20 protein-coding genes are annotated in these 22953 nt (G+C 72.3%); 17 read left to right on the top strand and 3 right to left on the bottom strand.

What is annotated here, in order from left to right; all coding sequences use genetic code 11:
* The first annotated feature begins 120 nt into the window (after window positions 1–120).
* A complete protein-coding gene (locus tag OG624_RS05095; RefSeq protein ID WP_033213919.1) occupies window positions 121–1608 on the top strand; it encodes a DNA-binding protein NsdB in 1488 nt (495 codons plus the stop codon).
* A 110-nt stretch (window positions 1609–1718) separates the two neighbouring features.
* Here OG624_RS05095 and OG624_RS05090 read toward each other — a convergent pair whose 3' ends face one another.
* Entirely contained in the window at window positions 1719–3140 is a 1422-nt protein-coding gene (locus OG624_RS05090) for a PP2C family protein-serine/threonine phosphatase (RefSeq protein ID WP_161290224.1), read from the bottom strand.
* A gap of 489 nt (window positions 3141–3629) precedes the next feature.
* Between OG624_RS05090 and OG624_RS05085 the strand changes: the two genes are divergently transcribed.
* The 4 genes from OG624_RS05085 (at window position 3630) to OG624_RS05070 (ending at window position 9912) form a co-directional block, all read left to right on the top strand.
* On the top strand, window positions 3630–5858 hold the full coding sequence (locus tag OG624_RS05085) for a xanthine dehydrogenase family protein molybdopterin-binding subunit (RefSeq protein WP_352164427.1): 2229 nt from the start codon (window positions 3630–3632) through the stop codon (window positions 5856–5858).
* Between the two features lie 21 nt (window positions 5859–5879).
* Window positions 5880–6335, top strand: coding sequence for a (2Fe-2S)-binding protein (locus OG624_RS05080; RefSeq protein WP_161290228.1), 456 nt, complete (start codon window positions 5880–5882; stop codon window positions 6333–6335).
* A 160-nt stretch (window positions 6336–6495) separates the two neighbouring features.
* Window positions 6496–7911, top strand: a complete 1416-nt coding sequence (locus OG624_RS05075; protein ID WP_371639139.1) for a PucR family transcriptional regulator — start codon at window positions 6496–6498, stop codon at window positions 7909–7911.
* A gap of 51 nt (window positions 7912–7962) precedes the next feature.
* A complete protein-coding gene (locus tag OG624_RS05070; protein ID WP_033213902.1) occupies window positions 7963–9912 on the top strand; it encodes an APC family permease in 1950 nt (649 codons plus the stop codon).
* Here OG624_RS05070 and OG624_RS05065 read toward each other — a convergent pair.
* Window positions 9821–11167, bottom strand: coding sequence for a helix-turn-helix domain-containing protein (locus OG624_RS05065; RefSeq protein ID WP_371587256.1), 1347 nt, complete (start codon window positions 11165–11167; stop codon window positions 9821–9823). The genes OG624_RS05070 and OG624_RS05065 overlap by 92 nt on opposite strands.
* Window positions 11168–11306: 139 nt before the next feature.
* Between OG624_RS05065 and OG624_RS05060 the strand changes: the two genes are divergently transcribed.
* From OG624_RS05060 to OG624_RS05020, 9 genes are all read left to right on the top strand, one after another.
* Complete coding sequence (locus OG624_RS05060; RefSeq protein WP_033213900.1) at window positions 11307–11870, top strand: TetR/AcrR family transcriptional regulator; 564 nt, start codon at window positions 11307–11309, stop codon at window positions 11868–11870.
* Window positions 11871–11926: 56 nt separating this feature from the next.
* Window positions 11927–12547, top strand: coding sequence for a DUF6461 domain-containing protein (locus tag OG624_RS05055; RefSeq protein ID WP_326747341.1), 621 nt, complete (start codon window positions 11927–11929; stop codon window positions 12545–12547).
* 124 nt (window positions 12548–12671) lie between these two features.
* Window positions 12672–12914 (top strand): helix-turn-helix domain-containing protein, encoded by a 243-nt coding sequence (locus OG624_RS05050; protein WP_030723034.1) that lies wholly within the window; start codon window positions 12672–12674, stop codon window positions 12912–12914.
* A 161-nt stretch (window positions 12915–13075) separates the two neighbouring features.
* The gene (locus OG624_RS05045) at window positions 13076–13516 is read left to right on the top strand and encodes a hypothetical protein (protein WP_033213894.1); all 441 of its coding nucleotides are present in this window, start codon (window positions 13076–13078) and stop codon (window positions 13514–13516) included.
* A complete protein-coding gene (locus OG624_RS05040) occupies window positions 13513–14310 on the top strand; it encodes a transcriptional regulator (protein WP_371639138.1) in 798 nt (265 codons plus the stop codon). Before OG624_RS05045 ends, OG624_RS05040 begins: the two co-directional genes overlap by 4 nt.
* A gap of 71 nt (window positions 14311–14381) precedes the next feature.
* On the top strand, window positions 14382–14801 hold the full coding sequence (locus OG624_RS05035; protein WP_033213885.1) for a roadblock/LC7 domain-containing protein: 420 nt from the start codon (window positions 14382–14384) through the stop codon (window positions 14799–14801).
* A 125-nt stretch (window positions 14802–14926) separates the two neighbouring features.
* The gene (locus tag OG624_RS05030) at window positions 14927–15301 is read left to right on the top strand and encodes a hypothetical protein (protein ID WP_030758398.1); all 375 of its coding nucleotides are present in this window, start codon (window positions 14927–14929) and stop codon (window positions 15299–15301) included.
* Between the two features lie 195 nt (window positions 15302–15496).
* Window positions 15497–19075 carry a bifunctional glycosyltransferase/CDP-glycerol:glycerophosphate glycerophosphotransferase gene (locus tag OG624_RS05025; RefSeq protein ID WP_033213881.1) on the top strand — a complete coding sequence of 1193 codons (3579 nt, stop codon included), beginning with the start codon at window positions 15497–15499 and terminating at the stop codon, window positions 19073–19075.
* A 125-nt stretch (window positions 19076–19200) separates the two neighbouring features.
* Window positions 19201–19683 carry a VOC family protein gene (locus tag OG624_RS05020; RefSeq protein WP_161288950.1) on the top strand — a complete coding sequence of 161 codons (483 nt, stop codon included), beginning with the start codon at window positions 19201–19203 and terminating at the stop codon, window positions 19681–19683.
* Window positions 19684–19759: 76 nt separating this feature from the next.
* Here OG624_RS05020 and OG624_RS05015 read toward each other — a convergent pair whose 3' ends face one another.
* Entirely contained in the window at window positions 19760–20488 is a 729-nt protein-coding gene (locus tag OG624_RS05015) for an SIR2 family NAD-dependent protein deacylase (RefSeq protein WP_371639137.1), read from the bottom strand.
* Between the two features lie 152 nt (window positions 20489–20640).
* On the opposite strand from OG624_RS05015, the gene OG624_RS05010 reads away from it, so the two are divergent.
* From OG624_RS05010 to OG624_RS05000, 3 genes are read left to right on the top strand one after another with little or no spacing between them, the layout of a single operon-like run.
* Window positions 20641–21069, top strand: a complete 429-nt coding sequence (locus OG624_RS05010; RefSeq protein WP_237545289.1) for a hypothetical protein — start codon at window positions 20641–20643, stop codon at window positions 21067–21069.
* 42 nt (window positions 21070–21111) lie between these two features.
* Window positions 21112–22083, top strand: coding sequence for an ATP-grasp domain-containing protein (locus OG624_RS05005; protein ID WP_371639136.1), 972 nt, complete (start codon window positions 21112–21114; stop codon window positions 22081–22083).
* Window positions 22080–22922, top strand: a complete 843-nt coding sequence (locus OG624_RS05000) for a GNAT family N-acetyltransferase (RefSeq protein ID WP_033213875.1) — start codon at window positions 22080–22082, stop codon at window positions 22920–22922. The genes OG624_RS05005 and OG624_RS05000 overlap by 4 nt, the downstream gene beginning before the upstream one ends.
* The last annotated feature ends 31 nt before the right edge of the window (window positions 22923–22953 follow it).

Here is a 22953-nt window from a genome sequence, read left to right as displayed (position 1 = left end):
ACCTGACACCCGGCGCAAGGTGGCGAACCATCGGGCGTGCCCTGGCGAAGCCTGGCGAATAGTCGCTGGGCATCTGACGGCGGGCTACTGTCAACTCAGCCGAGAACCTGGGGGCTTGACGTGAGCAAAGGTCCAAACACCCGCTTGAACGACCTGTTCGGCCTGGCCGGCTGGTCGAAGGGCGAACTGGCGAGGATGGTGAACAGGCAGGCGGCGGCCATGGGCCACCCCCAGCTGGCCACCGACACCTCGCGGGTGCGGCGCTGGATCGACATGGGGGAGGCCCCCCGCGAACCGGTGCCCACGGTACTGGCAGCACTGTTCACCGAGCGGCTCGGTCGTGTCGTGACCATCGAGGACCTCGGGTTCGTACGGCAGCGGCGCACCTCCAGACGGCAGCCGGACGGGGCTCGTGAGAACCCCGACGGGATGCCATGGGCGCCCGAACGCACAGCCGCGGTCCTCACCGAATTCACGGGAATGGACCTCATGCTCAACCGTCGCGGTCTGATGGGCGCGGGAGCGGTGCTCACCGCCGGCTCCGCCCTCAGCAACGCCATGTACGACTGGCTGCACACCGACCCCGCCCTGGCCAAGGAGGCCCGGAACTTCGGGGATTCCTTCCAGGCCGACCCAGCGGGCTACGACCGCTACGAGGCAGCGCCCATCGGCTCCCAGGAGATCGAGGCGCTGGAGCGCTCCGTGGATGTGTTCCGTGCCTGGGACGCCTCCAGGGGTGGCGGACTGCAGCGCAAGGCCGTCGTCGGCCAGCTCAACGAGGTGGGTGGCATGCTCGCCTACCACCACCCCGACCACCTGCAGCGGCGCCTGTGGGGGGTGGCGGCCAACCTGGCGGTCCTCGCCGGCTGGATGTCCCACGACGTGGGCCTCGAACCCACCGCGCAGAAGTACTTCGTCATCGCCGCGCACGCGGCCCGCGAGGGTGGCGACCGGCCGCGCGCGGGCGAGGCGCTGTCCCGCGCCGCCCGCCAGATGGTCCACCTGGGCAAGCCGAACGAGGCCCTGGACCTGATGAAGCTCGCCCAGTCCGGCTCGGGCGAGCAGACCCTCCCGCGCACGCGCGCCATGCTGCACACCATCGAGGCCTGGGCGCAGGCCGCCATGGGCAAGGGCCAGGCCATGCGCCGCACCCTCGGCGAGGCGGAGGAGCTGTTCGTCTCCGACAAGGGCGATGTGCCCCCGCCGAGTTGGATGCAGCACTTCGACGAGGCCGACCTGCACGGCATGCAGGCTCTCGCCTACCGGACCCTCGCGGACCATGACGCCGCCGCGGCGCCGATCGCCGCCCGCCATGCCAAGGAGGCCCTGCGGCTGCGCGGCGAGGGCTACCAGCGCTCGCAGATCTTCGACTACATCTCCATGGCCTCGGCCTGCTTCATCGCCGACGAGCCGGAGCAGGCGGACCGGTACGCGCGCCTCGCCCTGGTCTCGATGAACGAGACCTCCTCGCACCGGACCTGGGACCGGCTGCGCGAGATGTACCGGCTCACCGCCCAGTACTCCGGATACGCGCGCATCGAGGACCTGCGTCAGGAGATCAAGCTGGCCCTCCCGGACACCCCGGCGCCGCGCACCACGGGGGCGTAGGGCGGTCAGGTCCTTGCGCGAGGCTTTTGTACGGAGACGAGAAAGGCCGCGCCTGACGGCGCGGCCCTGAAGCTCCTCCGTGGTCCCTCCGTGGGACCGTGCGGGGCTGGTTACCCGCCGACCCGGGCGACGAGCATGCAGGCGTCGTCCTCGCGCTCGCTCTCACCGAACTCCTCGATCACGATCCGTACGCATTCCTGCGCCGACCGCGCCGCCGAGAACCGCGGCGCCAGCGCCAGCAGCCGCTCGGTGCCGTCCGCCCGGCTGAACTCGATGCTGCGCGGCGTCAGTCCGTCCGTGTGCAGGACCAACAGGTCGCCGACCTCCAGGTGTTCCTCCACCTGCCCGTACGAGGCTCCCGAGGTCGCGCCCAGCAGGACGCCCTCCGGCGGCAGCAGGGAACGGCCCGACCCGCGACGGAAGAGCAGGGGCGCCGGGTGGCCGGCCTGCGCCCAGGACAGGACTTGGCGCGCGGGATCGTAGCGGCAGCACACGGCCGAGCCGAGCGCGGGCTGTACGGAGGTCTCCAGGAGCTGGTTGAGCCACCCCATCAGGGGGCCGGGCTCGATGCCCGCCATGGCCATGCCGCGCAGGGCACCCAGCATCATCGCCATCCCGGAGGTGGCGGTCACCCCGTGCCCGGTCAGGTCACCGACCGTCAACATCGAGCTGCCGTCGGGGAGTTCGAGAGCGTCGTACCAGTCGCCGCCGATCAGCGCGCTGGTCGCGGAGGGCAGGTAGTGCGCGGCCACGTCCAGCGTGCCCGCGCTGCCGTACGGGAACCGCAGGGAGCCGCGCCACGGGGGGAGCACGGCTTCCTGCAGCTCGACCGCCAGCCGGCGCTCGGTCTGCGCGATCTCCCGCTGGCGCTGCAGCGAGTCACGCGACTCGCGCACCGCGCGCTGGCTCCGGCGCAGTTCACTCACGTCCCGCAGGACGGCCCACATCGAGGCCGTACAGCCGTCGGAATCGAGTACCGGCTCGCCCCTCATGTGCAAGGTCCGGACCCGGCCGTCGGCCCGGACGATGCGGAACTCGCCGTCGATCGGCTTGCCGTCCACCAGGCAGGCGGTGACCCAGGCGGTGAGCAGCGGCTGGTCCTCGGAGAAGAGGGTCGAGCCCAGTTCGTCGAGGGGGAGCGCGCCGGACTCGGGCGAGCGGCCGAAGATCTGGAACAGCTCGTCGGACCAACTGACCTCGTCGGTCAGCAGGTTCCACTCGGCGCTGCCGACGCGGGTCTGGGCCTCGGGCACGGCCTCGGGCGCCACCTGCGGCTGTTCGACGATCTCGGGCGCCGGCGGCAGGCCCTCCTTGAGCTGACCGAGGTGCTCGCGGAGGTCGTCGAGGTGGTGGACGGCGAGATCGCACAGCGCGCGCTGCCAGCGGCCCTGGGCGTCGTCGTCGTCGACGACGGTGTCGCGGCGGACCGCGTCCACTTCCCCCCGCAGCCGCCGGGTCTGCGAGATCAGCGCGTCCACCGACCCGGGCTCGGGCGGCTGCGCGGGACGGTCCGCGAACAGGTGGGACGGCATGAGAACTCCGATACAGGCGCGGCACGGCCAAGTCTGAAGGAAGGACCGGTAACGACTGTTGCACAGGGCGCGACGGTGTGTAAGGCGTTTGGCAACATCCGCTACGTTCTTGCTTCTGGTATATGCCGTAGGCCTTCGGGCCCGCTCGGAGCGTGCGAACGAATCCGGTCAGGTGAACTCCCGGGCGACGCCCGGGCATCGGCCGGTCCGGGTGGATCCGCCCTGGGAACAGCGGCCGGAATCAGGCCATCCGGTGGCCACCGCTCGATCGTACGGCCGAGCTGTACGAGCCCTGCCCGCCACCGGAATCGCGTAAGGAACGGATCAAGGCGGGCCCTCGGGATACCCCCGAAAGAGTGATGTCGGCGTAGGTGACGCGGCGTGATCAGGGCTTCCCAACGCCCTGCCGGGTCGCTACCCTACGTGCCGGTAATGAGCCGGGGGAGGTCTGCGCGGGCGGACCCGCGCAGCGTGGGGACACACAACGACATGACCGGGCCGAACCACACCACGGGGCCGAGCCGCCGTTCCTTCCTCACCCACCTCGTGGCCGCGCCCACCCTGGCCCTGGTCACCCGGGCCGGAGCCGACGCGCTCGCCCCGCAGCCCGCTCACGCCGTGGTGCCCTCCCTGCCGGCCATCGCCGACGTGATCGACCTCGGCGACCTGTTCATCCTGGCCGGCGCCCCCACCTCCGCCCTGCTGGCGCTCGCCGTGGAGGCGGACGGCACCATCCGCTTCCGGCTGCCGCGCGAAGAGGTCGGCCAAGGCCTCACCACCGCCGTGGCCATGCTGGTGGCCGAGGAGCTCGACGCCCCGTTGGCCGACGTCCGCGTGGAGCTGGACGACGCCCGACCCGAACTGCTCTTCAACCAGCTCACCGGATCCTCCAACTCCGTCCGTTCCCTCTACGGGCCCGTCCGTCAGTGCGCCGCCACCGCCCGGGCCCGCCTCGTGGCGGCCGCGGCCCGCCGCTGGAGCCTGGCCCCGGCCTCGCTGACCACGTCCGGTGGCACCGTCCGCGCCCCCGACGGCCGCAGCGCCGACTACGGCGACCTCGCCGCGGCCGCCGCCGACCCCGGCCTGATCGTCCTCGGCGCCACCCCCAAGAAGCGGGCCGGGCACACCCTCGTGGGCCGGCCGACCGGCCGCGTCGACGCCCGCGCCATGGTCACCGGCGCCCTGCGGTACACCCTCGACCTCGACGTGCCCGGTGCCAAGCCCTGCGTCGTGCGCCGCCCGCCCACCCTCGGCGGCACGGTCCGCGGCGTCACCAACCTCGCCGCCGTCCGGGCCATGCCCGGTGTCCTGCACGTGGTGACCGTCCCGACCGGGGTCGCCGTCGTCGCCGAGACCTTCGGCCAGGCCATCGACGCCAAGTCCGCCCTCCAGGTCACCTGGGGTCCCGGCCCCGCCGACCAGCTGTCCGACGACGGGATCCGCGCCAAGCTGCGCGCCGCCACCCCGCCGTTGCTCGTCCCGCCCCTGCTGACCCCGTACGTCGACGCCGAGTTCGACTTCGCCTTCGTCAGCCACGCTCCGATGGAGACCAACTCCGCCGTCGCCGACGTGCGCGACGACCGGGCCGAGATCTGGTCCGGTCTCAAGTCCCCGATCGTGGCCCGCGAGACCATCGCGGCCGAACTGGGTCTACCGCTGTCCAAGGTCACGGTGCACGTGGTCCAGGCCGGCGGATCCTTCGGCCGGCGGCTCTTCTTCGACGCGGCCCTGGAGGCCGCCCGTATCTCCAAGGCCTGTCGCCGCCCGGTCCGGCTCATGTGGACGCGCGTGGACGACACCCGGCACGGCCGGATGCGCCCCGCGACCCATCACAAGATCCGTGCCACCCACCTGCTGGGCGAGGTCCTCAGCTTCGAACACCGCGTGGCCGCCGCCGAGACCGACTTCCGGCACGGCCTCGGCGAGATCATCACCGCCACGGCGGCCAGTCTGCCGCTCGGCATCGGCAACGCCACCCTCGCCCAGACCCTCTTCCTGACCACGGTGAAGTCCCCGTACCACTTCGGACTCACCACCCAGGCCCTCACCGAGGTGCCCACCGGCATCCCCACCGCCTCCTGGCGCTCGGTCTACTCCGCCAACACCCGCGGAGCCGAGGAGATCGTGGTCGACGAACTCGCCGCCCGGACGGGCCGGGACCCGTACGCCTTCCGGCGCACCTTCCTGAAGACCGACGCCCAGCGCGCCGTACTCGACAAGGTCGCGAAGGAAGGGAACTGGGGACGGCCGATGGAGGCCGGGTGCGCGCAGGGCATCGCCTTCCACGAGGAGTACAAGTCCCGCACCGCGTGCCTCGTCGAGATCGACACCCGTGACCCCGACCACGTCCGCGTCACCAAGGCCGTCATCGCCGTGGACGTGGGCCTGCCGGTCAACCCGCGCGGGCTGGAGGCGCAGATGATCGGCGGCCTCACCGACGCGATCTCCACCACCCTGCGTGCCGGCCTGCACCTCGACAAGGGGCTCCCGCTGGAGGGCAGTTACAGCCAGTTCCACTGGGCCCGGCAGCGCGACACCCCGCGGGACGTACGGGTCTTCGTGCTGCCGGCCACCGGGGAGGAGCCGGGTGGGGCGGGCGAGCTCGGCGTGCCCGCCGCCGTCGGCGCGATCGCCAACGCCTGGGCCAGGGCCACCGGTTCCAAGCCGCGCCGCTTCCCCCTCGACTTCGACGTCGACTTCACCCCCTACCCCCGATAGCCCCGGATCCAGGAGTACGCAGTGCCCTCGCACACCTTCACCGTCAACGGGCGGAGCGTCACCGTGGACGCGCCCGACGACCTGCCCCTGCTGTGGGTGCTCCGCGACATGCTGGGGATCCACGGCCCCAAGTACGGCTGCGGGGTGGACGTCTGCAAGGCCTGCACCAGCCACCTGGACGGCGCCGACATCCGCCCCTGCGTGGTGCCCGTCTCCGCGTGCGCCGGTAGAACGGTGACCACCATCGAGGGCCTGGCGGACGGGGAGGACCTGCACCCCGTGCAGGAGGCCTGGCTCGAACAGGACGTATCCCAGTGCGGTTTCTGCCAGCCCGGTCAGATCATGGCCGCCGTCGCCCTGCTGAAGCGCACCGGCGACCCCACGGACGAGGACATCGACGCCATCGCCAACATCTGCCGTTGCGGCACCTACTTCCGCATCCGCGAGGCCATCCGCAGCGCGGCGCGCAAGATGTGAGCGGCGGCGGACCCCGGTGTTCCCCCGTGGATGCCGGGATCCGGCCGCTCGTGGTCAAACCTATGCGGCCCGGGGGCTGTCGGCAGGGTTCGCCGTGCACAGTGACCGGCCCGGAGGGGTATCACGGCGCACAGTGAGCGTCGGATGGTTGAATGCACCGGTGTCCCGGTCCGACGACGTCCTCAAGCTGCACCGGCTCGCCCATTCCGGCGGGTCGGCCGCCCTCCTGGACTGGCTCTCCGCCCGCCTCGGCGGATGGGCCGGGGTGGTGGACGCCGAACACGGCCGGGGCCCGGAGACCGCCGTGCGGGGCGCCGCCGAACTGGCCGCCCGCGGCGTACGGTCGGCCGTGCTGCACGCCCCCGGCTCCGCCACTCTGCTGTTCGCGCTGGACGGCGGGCGCGTACTGGCCGCCGTACTGGAACAGCCGCACCACCCCGACGCCGCCGTCCTGCTCGCGGACGCCGCCGCACCGCTGGCCCTCGTCCTGCGCGCCGAGGAGGCCGCCCGGCGGGAGGAGCGGGCCGCGCTCGCCGAATCGCGGGCCCGCGAGGCGGTGCTCCGCCTGCTGATGGACGGCCGGCTCTCCAGCGCCCACCAGATCGCGGAGGCGCTGGGGCCCTCGCTGCCCGAGCCGATGCGGCTGTACGTCGTCGAATGCCGCACCGGCCGGCTCTCCGAAGTGGCCCGGCTGTGCGCGGAGCTGACGCACGGTCGGGCCTGGATCGTGCGCTGCCCGGTCTACGTACGCCACCTCATCGTGCTCGTTCCGGCCGGCCCGGCGGCGTCCGCCGGCCCCGACTCGCTCGCGGACGCGCTGGTCGCGGTCGCCCCGGACTGCACGGTCGGGGCCAGCGGGGAGCTGCGCCTGCGCGAGGCCCCGGCCGCCTATACCCAGGCCTTCCACGCCCTGGCGGTCGCCCGGGAGCGGGATGAGCGGCACGCCCGGTTCGGGCCCGGCCCCGAGCTGGTGCTCGCCGCGCAGGAGGCGGGGGCCGGCTGGGCCGAGACCCTGCTCGCGCCCCTGCACGCGTACGAGCCCCGGCGTCCCCAGGACCCCGGGGGACAGGAACTGCGCGCCACCGCCCACGCCTGGCTGAACTTCGCCTCGCACGCCACACGGCTGCTGAGGATCCACCGCAACACCCTCGCCGCCAGGCTCCGGCTGGTCGAGGGGCTGCTCGGGCTGGACCTCGCGCGCCTGGGGGACCAGGCGGCGCTCTCGCTGGCGCTGCGACTGACCCCGGGGACGGCGCGGGGTGCGGGGGTGGCCGCGGCGGCCGCCCCCGGTCTCGACGCGGTGCTGCGCGATCCGTGCGTGACCGCCTGGGCCCGCGCCCGGCTGAGCGCGCTGAGCGGCCCGGACGCCCCGTCGGGCGCCCGGGCCACGGTCCGCGCCTGGCTGGCGCACGATGCCCAACTCGCGCCGGCGGCCGCGGCGCTGGGCGTCTCCGTCCCGGGCGCCCGCAAGCGGCTGAGCCGTATCGAGGTGCTGCTGGAGCGCTCCCTGCTTCAGTCCCCGAGCGCCCGGCACGACCTGTGGCTGGCTCACCGGGCGGAGGAGCTCGCAGGGTGACACAAGCCGCAAAAGGGGTGATCGGCGAAAAGAATCGACGATCATGCCCGAATGAGGCGTATCAATGCGAAACGCATGCTGGTCGGCGAACCCCTCGACACCGCCCGCCTGGGCGAGACCCTGCTGCCCAAAAGACTCGCCCTCCCGATCTTCTGCAGTGACCCGCTCTCCTCCGTGGCCTACGCCACCGAGGAGATCCTGCTGATCCTCGCCCTCGGCGGCGTCGCACTGCTGCACCTCACCTGGTACGCGGCCGCCGCCATCGTCTTCCTGCTCATCGTGGTCGTCGCCTCGTACCGGCAGACCTGCCACGCCTACCCGGGCGGAGGCGGTGCCTACGTCGTCAGCTCGGAGAACCTCGGGCAGACCGCCGCGCTCACCGCCGCCAGTGCCCTGCTCGTCGACTACGTGATGACCGTCGCCGTCTCCGTCGTCTCCGGCGTCTCCGCCATCACCTCGGCCGTCCCCGCGCTCAGCGACCACGAAGTGGTCCTGTCCGTCGCCTTCGTGGTGCTGCTGACCCTCATGAACCTGCGCGGTGTGCGGGAGTCGGGCCGGGTCTTCGCCATCCCCACCTACGGCTTCGTCCTCGTCATCTACCTCATGTTCGCCGTCGCCGCCGTGCGGCTCGGGACCGGCGACACCATCCGCGCCGAGTCCGCCGCCCTCCCGATCACCCCGGTCGACACCTACACCGGACTCGCCCTGGTGTTCCTCACCATGCGCGCCTTCGCCTCCGGGTGCACCGCCCTCACGGGCGTCGAGGCCATCAGCAACGGCGTACCCGCCTTCCGCAAGCCCAAGGCGAAGAACGCCGCGACCACGCTCGCCGCGATGGGCGTGCTCTCCGTGACGATGTTCGTCGGCATCACCGCCCTGGCCATGTCCTACCAGGTGCACGTCGCGGCCGACCCCACCGAACTGGGCCTGCCCCCGGGCACCCCGATGTCCACCGCCCTCGCCCAGATCGGTCGCGCCACCTTCGGCAGCTGGCACTTCCTCTTCTACCTGCTCCAGGCCGTCACCGCGGGCGTCCTGATCCTCGCCGCCAACACCGCCTTCAACGGCTTCCCGATGCTCGCCTCGATCCTGGCCAAGGACCGGTACGCGCCCCGCCAGCTCTTCAACCGCGGCGACCGGCTCGTCTACTCCAACGGCGTCGTCCTGCTCGCGCTCGCCGCCATCGCCCTCATCGTGGCCTTCGACGCCGAACTGACCCGCCTCATCCAGCTGTACATCATCGGCGTCTTCGTCTCCTTCACCCTCTCCCAGTCGGGCATGGTCCGGCACTGGAGGAAGGTGCTCGCCTCGCCCGCCACCCCGCGCGAGGAGCGGATCCACATCCACCGCAGGCGCGCCATCAACGCGGTCGGCGCCGCTCTGACCGCTCTGGTCCTGGTCATCGTCCTGCTCACCAAGTTCACCCACGGAGCCTGGCTGGTCGTCATCGCCATGCCCCTGCTCTTCCTCGGCATGAAGAGCGTCCGCCGCCACTACGACCAGGTCGCCCGGCAGGTCGCCGTCGCCCCCGACGCCACCCCGCGCAAGCCCGCCCGCCACCACGTCCTGGTCCTGGTCGCCGCCGTGCAGGCCCCGACGCTCAAGGCCATCGGCTACGCGCAGGGGCTGCGCCCCGACACCCTGACCGCGGTCACCGTCGCCGCCGACGAGCAGGAGGCGACCCGTCTGCGCGAGGTCTGGGACGGGCACGACACCGGCCTGCCGCTGAGGATCCTGCACTCGCCGTACCGGGAGGTGGTGGGCCCGATCCTGGCCCACGTCGAGGAACTGGCCGCCGCGCCCGGGACGGACATGCTGTCGGTGGTGATCCCGGAATACGTGGTCGGCCACTGGTGGGAGCAGCCCCTGCACAACCAGAACGCCCTGCGGCTGAAGGCGCGGCTCCTCTTCACGCCGGGCGTCGCGGTGATCGACGTGCCGTACCTCCTGGAGTCCGCGAGGACCGCGCGGTCCGCGGACCCGGCGCGGCGGGACGGGTGACCGGTTCCGCCTCGACGCGCTGCAGCACCGCCGAGTGCGCCAGCGCCAGCTCCACCACGTGCCGGGGGTCGGACAGGGAGCGGCCGGTGAGCTGCTCCACGCGCCGCAGCCGGTTGGAGACCGTGTTGCGGTGGCAGTACAGCCGCTGCGCGGCGTCCGTGGTCGAGCCCTGACAGGCCAGCCAGGTGCCCAGGGTGGTCAGCAGCGTCCGCCGGTCCTCCACGGGCAGCGCGAGCACCGGACCCAGCACCACCTGACGCAGCCGGCCGGCGAGCTCGGCCTCGGCCGCGACCAGTGCCGCCGGCAGCCGTTCGTCCAGCAGCGCGATACGCGGGCCCTCCGACTCGGGGGCGGTGCGCAGCGCCAAGGCCGCCAGCCGGTGCGCGCGAGCCAGTTCGGCCGGCGCCCCGACGACCGGGCCGACCCCGGCGCGCACCCCGAGCGGCGCGAGCAGGTCCCGTACGGACTCCAGCGGATGGTGGCCCAGCTCCACCAGGCCGACCTCCCCGTCGGCACGGAAGCGCCACAGCACCCGCGGGGCGGAGGCGGCCCCGGACCCCCCTGCCGGGGCGGGCGGGACGGCCGCGGTCGGCGCCGCGGACGGGATGCCGGGCGGGGTCCGTGACGGGTCGCCGGACGGGGTCCGTGACGGGCCGGCGGACACCTCGGCGGCCAGCACGACCACCGTGAAGCGGCCCCGCTCCGGCAGCCCGAGTTGCGCGGCGGCCGCCTCGGCCGCCGCCGACGGTCCGTCCGCGCCGTCGAGCAGCACGTCCAGCAGAGCCGCCCGGCGCTCCCGGTCCCGGTCGCCGTGCGCGGCCTCCGCCCGGCGGTACGACTCGGTCATGGCGTCCGCCGTCCGGTCCACCACGTCCCACAGCACGGACGCGGCCGGTAGCAGCCGGGGCAGCGCCGCCCGGTCGTGCGCGGTCACGGCCTCGGTGAGGCTCTGCCAGAGCAGCCGGCCGCCGCGGCGGTGGGTGCGCAGCAGGGAGGCGAGCGGCAGGCCCTGCTCGGCCCGCAGCGCGCCGACGGCCCGGGCGTCGGCGAGCTCCACCGGCAGCCCCCGGCAACTGCGGAGCAACCCCTCGACGGCCTGACGGAGGGTGTCGTGGATCCGCTCGCGCAGCTCGGCCCGGCCCAGCAGGGCGGCGTAGGCGGGGTCCTCGGCCAGCGTCCGATCGGCGAGCCGGTCCGCCGCGACGGCGATCCGGCGGGACAGGTCCTCGCGTATCTCCTCGATGATCCGCTCCATGACGGGCAGCCTGACACGGGTGAGGGGGCGCTGGGGAGGGCCCGGACCGGGCACGTCCGCTACCGTGTGCGAATCACTGCACCTGCAGTGCTCACCCGATGTGCCCCGATGCGCCCCACCCACCCCCAGGGATCCGCCCATGCGCCAGAACCCGCAGCGCCGCGCCGCACTGCTCGACGCCGCCATCGAAGTCCTGGCGCGCGAGGGCTCGCGCGGCCTGACCCTGCGCGCGGTGGACGCCGAGGCGGGTGTGCCCACGGGCACCGCCTCGAACTACTTCGCCAACCGTTCCCAGCTGCTCGTGCAGATCTTGCACCGCACCCGGGAGCGGCTGGTCCCGGACCCGGCGGACCTGGTCGGCCCGCTGGACACCGAGGTCCTGCTCAACCGGCTCCTGGAGCGGATGCGGCGCGAGCGCAGTGTGCACATCGCCATGCTGGAGCTGCGGCTGGAGGGCACCCGGCGCCCCGAGCTCCAGGCGGAGCTCGCGTCCTTCCAGGGCCTGGAGCTGGAGGCCAACATCAGGTGGCACCTGGACGCGGGCCTGCCCGGGGACCGGCAGGGTGTGGTCCTGATGTACATGGCGATGCTCGGCCTGATCGTGGACGACCTGACCGCGCCCGCGATGCTGGAGGCGCACCCGGCGCAGGGGCTCATTCGGACGATGGTCGAGCGCCTCCTCCCGGAGAAGCCCGCGGACTGACTATCGTGCCGGGGAACAAGCACCGGCGGGGTGGGCAAACCGTGGGGAGCGCGGACATGGTGGACATCGCAGAGGACGTGGCGGACGGAATCAGCGGGCTGGCCGACTGGGACCAGTGGTTCGCCGGTCTGACCTTCGCCCGGGGTATAGGCCCCGACGAACTCGCCGCACGGCTCGGCGCGCTGCCGGGCGTGCGGCCGGGGCCGCTCGGCGCGCACGACGCCTGGAGCATGGTCGCCGAGACCGTGGACGGTGACGGCGTGGCCCGGGTCGGCCGGTGGGGCGGCTGGTCCTTCGCCGTCGAACACGGTCAGCCGGCCGGAGCCGAACGGCTCGCCGAGGTCTCCCGGGGCGGCGTCGAGGCCGTCCACCTCGACCCCCAGCCCGACCGTCCGCCCAAGCAGTTCGCGTACGCCCGGGACGGCGAACTGGTCTGTTGCTTCGGCCTCGGCGAGGAATGCTGGCGCGGCGGCCACCGGCCGGACTTCCTGCTCCCGGAGCTGATCGCGGCAGGGATCCTCACCCCGGACGGCGCGTGCGCCCGCCCGGCGGGCGAAGCCGACGCGGAGCGTGACCGCCGTACCCTCGCCGTCGTGGAACGTCGCTTCGGCCTGTCCCTGCCGCGCCACCTGATCGCCGACACCCCGCTCCCGGCGTACGTGACCTGCACGCGTTAGCGGTCCGCCCAGGGCCGGGATGCGGTGATCTTATGCTCAGGTTTACGCGAGTCCGCTGGTTTTGCGCCCGGTGAGCCACTTTGATGGGTTTGCCAGGCCTCGTACCGGAGCAGGGGGACTAGTCATGGGCACCGACCACAGTCAGAAGGACAGCACACCCACCCTGATCGGCTCCGTGCAGCGCGCGCTGCGCCTCCTGGAGGCGATGTCCGCGGAAGGCGGGGTGACGGCGAAACGGCTCGCCCGGCTCACCGGGATCCCTTTGCCCACGGTTTACCACCTGCTGCGCACCCTCAGCCACGAGGGTTATGTGCAGCGCGAGGGAGGGTCCTTTCGCCTCGCGGACGATCTTCCGCTCGCTTCGTGATCAAATTCCGACGCGTTCCGGCCAAGCTCTCGCACCCTTCCTGGCATGTTCCAGCGGAAAATGCCAGAACGCCCTTTCGTACAGTGGAACTTGAGTAAGTTCCCTCCTGTCGCGCCGTACGAACCGTGCATCCCGCACGTCCGGCCGGGAGGGGAGCCCGCGTGCCCGGGATCGACGAATGCCTGCTCGAAGCCATGGCCCTGCCTGGTGCGCGGGGGGCCGCGCTGGTCGACTGGAGCAGCGGACTGGCCCTCGGCACCGCGGGGGAGTCGCCCGTGGGTGACCACGAGACCACCGCCGCCGAGACCGCCGAACTGGCTCGGGCGGCCGCCGAGTACGAGTCCTTCGCCCCGGTGGGGACCGACCCGGCACACGGTGGCGGAGCCGTTCCCTCCGCCGGTTCGTCCGCCGGCTTACCGGCCGGCCCGCCCGTCGAGGATCTGATCGTCACCACCCGCACTGGATACCACGTCCTGCGCTTCGTCGAGACAAGCTTCGACAGCAGCGTATTCCTGCACCTGTGGCTCGACCGCGCGGACGGCAATCTCGCCCTCGCGCGCCACAGGCTCCGTGCCCTGGCCGAGGGGCTGGTACTGAGATGACCTCCCCGGCCACCGCCACGGCCCCGAATACCTTCGCCGCTGTCTCCCCCCTTCTCACCCGACTCGCCGCGGAGCGCGCCACCGGCGCCCTGCTCCGCGACCGCGGCACCCTCTTCCTGGAGGACGGCCGCATCGTGCACGCGGAGAGCCCGGCCACCCCCGGTCTCGACGTACTGCTCACCACCGGTGGCGGCCTCGCCCCCGAACGCTGGCGCGAGGCCGTGGACCGGGCCGGTGCCCGCCGCCAGGTCGCGCGCTTCCTCGTGGACAGCGGCGGGCTCGCCGGCGGAGAGCTGGAGATATGCCACCTCGCCGCCATATTCGACGCCGCCTTCTTCGCACTCTCCCCGGGCAGCGGGCCCTCCCGCTTCCGCCGCGGGGCCACCCACTGGATCGGCTCCGTCCGTTCCGTTCCCGCGGCCGCCGTCGAACGGGAGACCCGGCGCCGCCGGGACCTGCTCGACGCGGTCTGGCCGTACCCCCTGCTGGACACCTCCCCGGTCGTCCCCCGGGCGGCCGCGCCCGGCCAGACGATCACCGCCCGACAACGGGCCCTGCTCGGCCAGGCCGACGGCCTGCGCACCCCGGCCGACCTCGCGTGGGTCCTGGGCCGGCCCGCCTTCCACACCCTGCTCGACGTACGGCGCCTCGCGGCGGCCGGACTGGTCGAGACCCCACACACCCCGGCCCCGCCACCGGCCGTGGCGCCCCTGCCCGACTGGATGACCGAGGCCCAATCCCCGGACGTGGCGCTGCTCCGCCGGTTACGCGACGCACTGGAGGCAAGTCTGTGAGGCTCCCGCTGCGACCGGCCCTGCGCGCCGACCGCTCCGAGCGTAGGCAGCCCGAAAGGAGTAAGGCCGACATGAGTACCGTGCCCCCCGAGACGGAGGCCGAGATACTCGCCGAGCTTCGCAGGCTGCGGGCCCGGGTACCTCAGCTCACCGGCGCCCTCGCCGCGAGCGCCGACGGTTTCGTGCTCGCCCAGGACAGCGCGGCCACCGAGGCCGAGTCCGTCGCCGCGCTGACCGCGGCCGCCCTCGGGGTGGCCCAGCGGCTCAGCGACTGCACCGGCCAGGGTGCCTTCCGCGAACTGCTGGTACGCGGTGAGGACGGATACGTCGCCACCTACGCGGCCGGCCTGGCGGCGGTCCTCACCCTGACCGCCGAGCCGCGCGTCAACGTCGGGCGCCTCCACCTGGAGGCCCGGCGCTCCAGTCTCCGGATCGCCGAACTGATCGACCACACCCTCGGGCGACGGGGCCCCGGAGCCCCGCCCGGTTGATCCGCGTTCCGACCGGCGGCCGAGCCCGAGATGCCCGGCGCGTTCCGCCGTAGCCACCCCCCACTACAGCCAGTCACGTTCCCCTCACATCCCAGTAACAGTGAAACAAGAAAGAGGACACTCTCATGGTCAATGTGGAGACCGCGCTCAAGGAAGCCACCACCACCATCGAAGGCGCGATCGGTGCCGCGCTCGTCGACTACGGCAGTGGCATGGCCCTCGGCACCATCGGGGGCGGCAAGGACCTCGACCTGGCGGTCGCGGCGGCGGGCAACACGGACGTGGTGCGCGCCAAGGTCCGCACGATGGAGATGCTCGGCCTCAAGGACGAGATCGAGGACATCCTGATCACGCTCGGCGGCCAGTACCACCTGATCCGACTGATGAAGAGCCGTGGCTCCACGGGCTTCTTCCTCTATCTGGCCCTCGACAAGAAGCGGGCGAACCTCGCGATGGCCCGCCATCAACTGAAGAAGATCGAGGCCGACCTGGAGGTCTGACCGACCCGATCCGGGCCGGTCGGGCCGTCTCCCCCCGCATCGCCGAAGTGGCGGACGGCTGAATTCTTTGCCGTCCGCCCTGGCGGTTGGCTTCATATGCCCCATATGGGTGGAGTTTATGACTCTGTTACAGAGTAGGATGCTGTGAGCAGCTGATCATCGACAAAGCATAAAACGCTGGAGAAACCGCCACCCATGCCGCCGCGCCTGAGTATCGTCGTCCCCGTCTACAACGTCGAGCTTTATCTCGACGAGTGCCTGGAATCCATCGCATCCCAGACCTTCGAAGACTTCGAGGCCATCCTCGTGGACGACGGGTCCACGGACACCAGCGCCGTCATAGCCAAGGCCTTCGCTGCCAAGGACAAGCGCTTCCGCGTCGTGATGCAGGACAACGCAGGCCTCGGTGCGGCCCGTAACGTGGGCGCCCGTCACGCCGACAAGGACAGTGAGTACCTGGCCTTCGTCGACAGTGACGACACGATGCCCGACTACGCCTACCAGCGCCTCATCGACGCGCTCGACGAGACGGGTTCGGACTTCGCGGGCGGCAACGTGAAGCGTTTCCGCTCCGTCGGCATGCAGCAGTCCTGGGGGCACCGGGCCGCTTTCGCCCGCACCCAGCTGAAGACCCACATCTCGAAGTTCCCGGCGCTGGTCACCGACCGCACCGCGTGGAACAAGGTGTACCGGCGCAGCTTCTGGGACCGGCACGGCTTCCAGTACCCCGAGGGCATCCTCTACGAGGACGCCCCGGTCAGCATCCCCGCGCACTACTTCGCCTCCAGCGTCGACATCATCAGCGACTGCGTCTACCACTGGCGCGTGCGCGAGACCGGCGAGCGCTCCATCACCCAGCGCTCCACCGACCCGATCTCCCTCATCGACCGCGTGAAGTCCGTGCGCCTGGTGCGCGAGTCCCTCAAGGCCAAGCAGGGCGCCAAGTACGTCCGTTACCTGCGGGACTACGACTACAACGTGCTGAGCGAGGAACTCCCGCTCATCTACAAGTACGTCGACGAGGGTGGCCCCGACTTCCGCGCCGCCTTCGTCAAGGAGGTCGGCGGTCTCGTCCGCGAGATCGGCACCGGTCCCTGGTCCGACCTGACCGTCGCCGACCGACTCAAGGCGTACCTGGCCGGCGAAGGCCGCGTCGAGGACTTCATCGCGCTCCAGCACCACCAGCGCGACTACCACTACAGCGTGCCGGTCAAGGGTCTCGCCCGCCCGCAGGCGGACTACCCCTTCCTGCGCGGCCGTCCGCCGGTCCCGGCCAAGATCCTCACCCTCGGCCCGCGCGAGCGCCGCGTCGTCAGCCGCCTGGAGCAGGCGGCCTGGGTCGACGGCAAGCTGCTGCTGCGCGGCTACGCCCTCCCCGGCCACCTCGGTGCGGAGAGCCGCCTCGGTACCCGCAAGATGCTGGTCTTCCGCGAGGGGGGCAAGCGCCGCCGCTCCGTCGTCAGCGCCCGGACCGTCGCCTCCCCGATGGCCACGGTGATGTCCCCGCACCTCGCCCTGCGGCACGCCGACTGGGCCGGCTTCACGGCCGTCGTCGACCCCTCGATGTTCCAGTCGGGCGGCAAGTGGAACCAGGGCATATGGACCACGTCGATCGCCGTCACCGGAGCCGGCGGGCTGCACCGCGCCCGCCTGCGGGGCGGCGAGCACGACACCGGCCAGAACCCGCCCCCGCACTGGGTGGCCCCCGACGTCCGGATCGTCCCGGCCGTCTCCGGCGCCCTCACCATCCAGGTCGAGATCGCCCGTGCCCGCGCCCTGGACGTCCACGCCGTGGGTGACGACGCCGTCGAGATCACCGGCGAACTCACCGCCGAGGCCATCGGATCCACCGCGCTGCAGGCCGTCCACGTCACCACCGGCACGGTCCTGTCCTACCCGCTGGAGACCGCCGCGTCCGGCGCCGATCGGGCCACCTTCACCGCCCGCGTACCGCTGGCCGACCTGGCCGCCGTACCGGACGCCGCGTGCGAGCCCGGCGAGTGGACCCCCGAGCCCTGGAGCCTGTCGGTCATCGGCCCCGACGGCACCAAGCACCGCATGGTCCACGACGAGCGCGGCGGCTTCGAAGGCCTGATCCTGCCCCTGCCCGGCGAGGAGACGGACCGCGCCCTCTTCGCCAAGCGCGGCAACACCGGCCACCTGACCCTCTCGGTACAGCCCTCCCCGCCGCTGCTCGACGAGGTCACCGCCGAGGACGGCACCCTCACCCTGCGGGGCCGCTTCGTCGCGCCGACCGACGAGGCCTACGAGCTCGTCCTGCACAACGCGCAGGGCGTGGAGTTCAGCTACCCCGTCACCCGCGACGGCGCCGCCTTCGAGGCCGTCTTCGAGCCCGTGCTCCCCGAGGCGTACGCCGGCCGGACCACGATCCCCGAGGGTCGTTGGTGGCCGACGCTGCGCCCGGCCGCGCAGGGCGGAACCACCGCCGGACTGCTCGGTGTCGACCGCGGCGCCCCCGTCCAGATGAGCCCCGGCCTGCTGTTCGCCGGGCCGCACCCGATCACCGTGCAGGGCCGCCGGATGCGGGTCGAGACCCGCTTCTACGACCGCATGGCGCTGGTCGTCGACCCGCTGCTCAGCCCGCACGACCGCTCCAACTACGCGCAGCGCGTCGCCCGCTTCGAGACCTACCCGGCGCAGCGCGCCCTGCCGGTCAAGGACATGGTCGTCTACGAAACCTTCCACGGGCAGCGGGCCGGCGACTCCCCCCGCGCCATCCACGAGGAACTGGTGCGCCGCGGCGAGAAGCTCGACCACGTCTGGCTGGTCCGCGACGGCCAGGCGGAGATCCCCGCGACCGCCCGCGCCGTGCAGTACGGCAGCGTGGAGTCGTGGGAGGTGCTCGCCCGCGCCCGCTACTTCGTGACCAACGACAACGTGCCGCACCGCTTCCAGCGCCGCGCGGGCCAGGTCGTCGTCCAGACCTGGCACGGTACGCCGATCAAGCAGATCGGCCACGACTTCGTGCACGACTACTACACGAGCCCGGAGATCCTGGAGGGGCTGGCGCACGACAGCGCCCAGTGGACCCTGCTCGCCTCCCCGAGCTCCTACGCCACGCCCCTCCTCAAGCGCGCCCTCGGCTACGACGGCGAGGTCATCGAGGCCGGCGGCCCGCGTACGGACGCCCTGGTACGGCCCGACGCGCAGCGGATCGCCGAGGTCCGTCGCCGTCTCGGCCTGCCCGAGGGCAAGAAGGTCGTCCTCTACATGCCCACGTGGCGGGAGAACAACGAGTCCTTCACGGGCGGCTACAAGCTCGACCTGCGGATCGATCTGGAGCAGGCCCGTCGCGAGCTGGGCGAGGACCACGTCCTGCTGATCCGTGGCCACCACCACGTGACGGAGCAGGTCCGTGACGGCGTCCGCGACGGGTTCGTCGTCGACGTGTCGCGCTGGCCCGACGCGACCGACCTGCTGCTGGTCGCCGACGTGCTGATCTCGGACTACTCCTCCGTGATGTTCGACTTCGCGCACACCGACCGGCCGATCCTGCTCTTCACGTACGACCTGGCGCACTACCGCGACACGCTGCGCGGCTTCAACTTCGACCTGGAGGCGAAGGCGCCGGGACCGCTGCTGGCGGACTCGGCGAGCCTGATCGAGGCCGTGCGCAACGCGGACACGGTCGGGGCGGAGTACGCCGAGGCGCGGGCGGCGTTCCGCGCCGAGTTCTGCGACCTGGACAAGGGCGACGCCGCCGAGCGCGTCGTCGAGCGGATGCTCGCGCAGGGCGCGGAGCCCGCCAAGTAGGCCGAACGGGCGAAATACCGGCTGCGTGCGGACCGGCCCCGGATCCACCGATGAATTTCGGGTCCGGGGCCGGTCTGTAGGTGAGGGACGGTGTCCACCGTCCCGTCACCGGCCCGGAGGCAGAGATGAGCGGCAACGGATTCACCACGTGTCTGTGGTTCGACGGCAACGCGGAAGCGGCCGCCGACTACTACCTGTCCGTCTTCAAGGACGGCAAGATCGGCCGGATCGGCCGGTACACGGAGGCGGGCCCCGGCGAGGCCGACTCGGTGATGGTCGTCGAGTTCGAGATCAACGGCCAGCGGTTCATCGGCCTCAACGGCGGCCCCCAGTTCCCCTTCACCGAGGCGATCTCCTTCCAGATCCGCTGCGCCGACGAGGCGGAGGCGGACTACTACTGGGACGCGCTGACCGGTGGCGGCGGCGAAGAGGGAGTCTGCGGCTGGGTCAAGGACAGGTTCGGCGTGTCCTGGCAGGTCATCCCGCCGGGCGCCATCGACCTGATCGCCGACCCGGACCCCGGGCGCGCCGCCCGGGCCACCGCCGCCATGATGCGGATGAAGAAGCTGGACGTGGGGGAGATGCGCCGGGCGGCGGACGCGGGCTAGCCGGCCGGGCCGGCGCCGGGCCAGGTATCGGGCCAGGTATCGGGCCTGGGCGTGGCCGGGCGCGTCGGGGCGTGGGTCAGGACGGGGCGAACCGGGCCAGCAGAGCCGGCAGGGCCGTGCCGATCGGCTCGCGGACGATCTCGTCGGCGAGCGGGTCGTACGGGGTCTCCTCCGCGTTCACGATGATCAGCCGGGCCCCGGCCTCCGCGGCCATCCCGGCGAGCGACGCGGCGGGCTGCACTTGCAGGGTCGACCCGACGGCGATGAAGACCTGGCAGCCCTTGGCCACGGCGATCGCCTGCCCCAGCACCTCGGGGTCGAGCCGCTGGCCGAACATCACGGTCGCCGACTTGAGGATCCCGCCGCACACCAGGCAGGCGGGATCCGGCTCCCCGGCGGCCACCCTGGCCAGCGCCTCGTCCATCCCCGACCGGGCGTGGCAGCCCGTGCACACCACCGACCGGGCGCTGCCGTGCAGCTCGAACACCTTGCGGTCGGGCATGCCGGCGAGCTGGTGCAGCCCGTCCACGTTCTGGGTGATCACCCGTACCGGGGTGCCGCCGCGCTCCAGCTCCGCCACGGCCAGGTGCGCGGCGTTCGGGCGTGCTCCGAGCGCGCCGAGCTCGGCGCGCATCAGCCAGGAGCGGCGCCGGATCTCCGGATCGGCCATGTAGTACTCGTAGGTCACGAGCTTCTCGGCGTCGGGTTCCCGCCGCCACAGGCCCTGGGGCCCCCGGTAATCCGGAATTCCGGATTCGGTGGACATTCCGGCCCCGCTGAACACTGCGACAAGTGGCTTCCCCATGCATCGACCCTATGTACGGGTGCGGGCCGTCCGCGAGCCGATTTCCGCGCACCGGCCGGAGGGTCGTTTCTGCGGTGAATCCCGACCCCCGCAGGAGTGAGATCCGGGCCCGGCCCTCCCGATCCACCGGCCCGGCGGGTACAAGACCGGACATGATGCTCAAGCCGTACCGTCTCGGTGCCCTGCTGCTGACCCTGCTCGTGCTGCCGGTCATGCCGTCCGTTCCCGCCCTCGCCGCGCCCGCCGCCGTCGCGGGGAAGGGACACACCGCTGCCCAGATCAGCGACTTCCTCAGCGGCTTCTACGGGGACCACGGTCCCTCCGCGCAGGACCGGGAGAACCGGATCTCGCAGATCCTCAAGGAGAGACAGCAGGTCAGCGAGGAGGTCGACGTCCTGCTCTGCTCCCACGAGGAGCCGCAGGAGATCACCATCGGCCCGGTCACCGTCGCCAAGGCCGCCTCGGTGGGTTGGGCCACCGTGACCACCCACTGGGCCTCGGGCGCCACGGACACCTTCACCGCCTACGTGCGTCTCGACTCCGACCCCATCCGGCTCGACGACGTGATCTGCGCGGGCTGAAATCCGTACGGTGATCGACGGAGCCGTTCATAGGGTGGGCGCATGGCTACGACAACCGCGACCACCACCGTCCTCTACTGCCACGACCCGTTGAACGAGCGCCGGGCCGACGCCCACTTCGCGGCTGAGGCCCGGCAGTTGCGTGCCGTCGGGGGCGCCTCCCTGCTCATCGACCACGACGCGCTGCTCGCCGGGGACGCGGAGCGGGCCGTCGCGCGTGTTCCGGAGGGGGCAGGAGCCCTCTGGTACCGGGGCTGGATGATCCCCGCGGGTCCGTACGCCGCACTGGACGCGGCCCTGCGCCTTCGGGGTGGCGAGCTCGTCGTCACCCCGGAGGCGTACCGGCGCGCGCACGAACTCCCCGGCTGGTACGAGACCTTCGCCGGACTGACCCCGGTCAGCGGCTGGTTGCCGGCGGGGCCGGGCGCGGTCCCGGACCCGGAGGGGCTGGCGGCCCTCGCGGCCGGCCTGCCGCCGGGAGCCGCCGTCGTCAAGGACTATGTGAAGTCCCGCAAGCACGAGTGGGACGAGGCCTGCTACGTGCCCGACCTCGCCGACCCGGCCGCGCTGCGTCGCGTCGTCGCCCGCTTCGTCGCACTGCAGGGCGAGTTCCTGACGGGCGGGGTGGTGCTGAGGGCCTTCGAGCACTTCGTCACGCCGGAGGGGGCGGCCGCAGAGGTACGGGTGTGGTGGCGGGACGGGGTGCCCCGGCTGGTCACGGCCCACCCCGACAGTCCGGTCACCGAGGTCCCGCACCCGTTCGATCCGACTCTCGATCCGGTCCTCGATCCGGCCCTCGAACCCGTCCGGGCAGCCGTCGAGGCGCTGGGCTGCCCCTTCGTGACCACCGACCTCGCGCTGCGCGCGGACGGGGTGTGGCGGGTCGTCGAAGTAGGGGACGGGCAGGTCAGCGATCTCCACCGAGAGGCCGATCAAGCCGTTTTCGCAACTCTCCTGACGGCTGATCAGGCACCCCTGCGCACACCGGCCCCATCTGGTACAACACCGGCATGACGGGATTCGAGATCGCCGGCGCGAGCGCCGCCGACATGAAGCTGATCCGCGACTGGGCCGACGAAGAGGGATGGAATCCGGGGGACTCGGACCGGTTCGCCTTCGCGGTCGCCGACCCGGAAGGGTTCCTCGTGGGGCGGCTGGACGGCGAGCCGGTGGCCTGCATCTCCGCCGTCCGGTACGGAGGAGGCTTCGGCTTCATCGGCTTCTACATCGCCCGGCCCGCCGTCCGCGGCCAGGGGTACGGCATCCGGCTGTGGCACGCCGGGATGGAACGGCTCGACGGACGGCTCGTGGGCCTGGACGGAGTCGTCGACCAGCAGGACAACTACCGTAAATCCGGGTTTCGTTCGGCTTGGAACAACTTCCGTTACGAAGGCGTGCCGCAAGGGGAGGACGACCGCGCCGTCGAGATCGTGGACGCGGCCACCCTGCCCTTCGGCCGGCTCGCCGCCTACGACCGGCGGTTCTTCCCCGCGGCGCGGGACGCCTTCCTGTCCGCCTGGACCGGGCTGCCCGGCCGCACGGCCCTGGCCGCCGTCCGGGACGGCCGGATCGAGGGCCTCGGCGTGATCCGCCCCTCCAGCGCCGCCCACCGGATCGGCCCCCTCTACGCGGCCACCCCGGCGGTGGCGGCGGCCCTGGTGCGGCGGCTGGCCCGGCACGCCCCGGACGGGGAGGTGTCCGTGGACGTACCGGACGCGAACCCGAAGGCCGGCGCGCTCTTCGAACGCCTCGGCCTGGCACCGGCCTTCGAGACCGCCCGCATGTACACCGGCCCGACACCTGACCTCGCGCTGACGGAACTGTTCGGGGTGACCAGCCTCGAACTGGGCTGAGGATTCGGTCGTCCTGGCGGCAGGCCGCCGC

The sequence above is a fragment of the Streptomyces virginiae genome (assembly GCF_041432505.1).
Taxonomy (GTDB): Bacteria; Actinomycetota; Actinomycetes; order Streptomycetales; family Streptomycetaceae; genus Streptomyces; species Streptomyces virginiae_A.
Note: the sequence above shows the minus strand (reverse complement) of the source record. Positions and strands in the feature narration are given on the sequence as shown.

Bases quoted from the DNA above. Each gene is read 5' to 3' on its own strand.
- OG624_RS05040 (WP_371639138.1), top strand. From the start codon at position 13,513: ATGACCTCCCCGGCCACCGCCACGGCCCCGAATACCTTCGCCGCTGTC.
- OG624_RS05065 (WP_371587256.1), bottom strand. From the start codon at position 11,167: ATGGAGCGGATCATCGAGGAGATACGCGAGGACCTGTCCCGCCGGATC.
- OG624_RS05020 (WP_161288950.1), top strand. From the start codon at position 19,201: ATGAGCGGCAACGGATTCACCACGTGTCTGTGGTTCGACGGCAACGCG.
- OG624_RS05015 (WP_371639137.1), bottom strand. From the start codon at position 20,488: ATGGGGAAGCCACTTGTCGCAGTGTTCAGCGGGGCCGGAATGTCCACC.
- OG624_RS05025 (WP_033213881.1), top strand. From the start codon at position 15,497: ATGCCGCCGCGCCTGAGTATCGTCGTCCCCGTCTACAACGTCGAGCTT.
- OG624_RS05055 (WP_326747341.1), top strand. From the start codon at position 11,927: ATGGTGGACATCGCAGAGGACGTGGCGGACGGAATCAGCGGGCTGGCC.
- OG624_RS05085 (WP_352164427.1), top strand. From the start codon at position 3,630: ATGACCGGGCCGAACCACACCACGGGGCCGAGCCGCCGTTCCTTCCTC.
- OG624_RS05000 (WP_033213875.1), top strand. From the start codon at position 22,080: ATGACGGGATTCGAGATCGCCGGCGCGAGCGCCGCCGACATGAAGCTG.
- OG624_RS05090 (WP_161290224.1), bottom strand. From the start codon at position 3,140: ATGCCGTCCCACCTGTTCGCGGACCGTCCCGCGCAGCCGCCCGAGCCC.
- OG624_RS05035 (WP_033213885.1), top strand. From the start codon at position 14,382: ATGAGTACCGTGCCCCCCGAGACGGAGGCCGAGATACTCGCCGAGCTT.
- OG624_RS05030 (WP_030758398.1), top strand. From the start codon at position 14,927: ATGGTCAATGTGGAGACCGCGCTCAAGGAAGCCACCACCACCATCGAA.
- OG624_RS05050 (WP_030723034.1), top strand. From the start codon at position 12,672: ATGGGCACCGACCACAGTCAGAAGGACAGCACACCCACCCTGATCGGC.
- OG624_RS05060 (WP_033213900.1), top strand. From the start codon at position 11,307: ATGCGCCAGAACCCGCAGCGCCGCGCCGCACTGCTCGACGCCGCCATC.
- OG624_RS05005 (WP_371639136.1), top strand. From the start codon at position 21,112: ATGGCTACGACAACCGCGACCACCACCGTCCTCTACTGCCACGACCCG.
- OG624_RS05010 (WP_237545289.1), top strand. From the start codon at position 20,641: ATGATGCTCAAGCCGTACCGTCTCGGTGCCCTGCTGCTGACCCTGCTC.
- OG624_RS05070 (WP_033213902.1), top strand. From the start codon at position 7,963: ATGAGGCGTATCAATGCGAAACGCATGCTGGTCGGCGAACCCCTCGAC.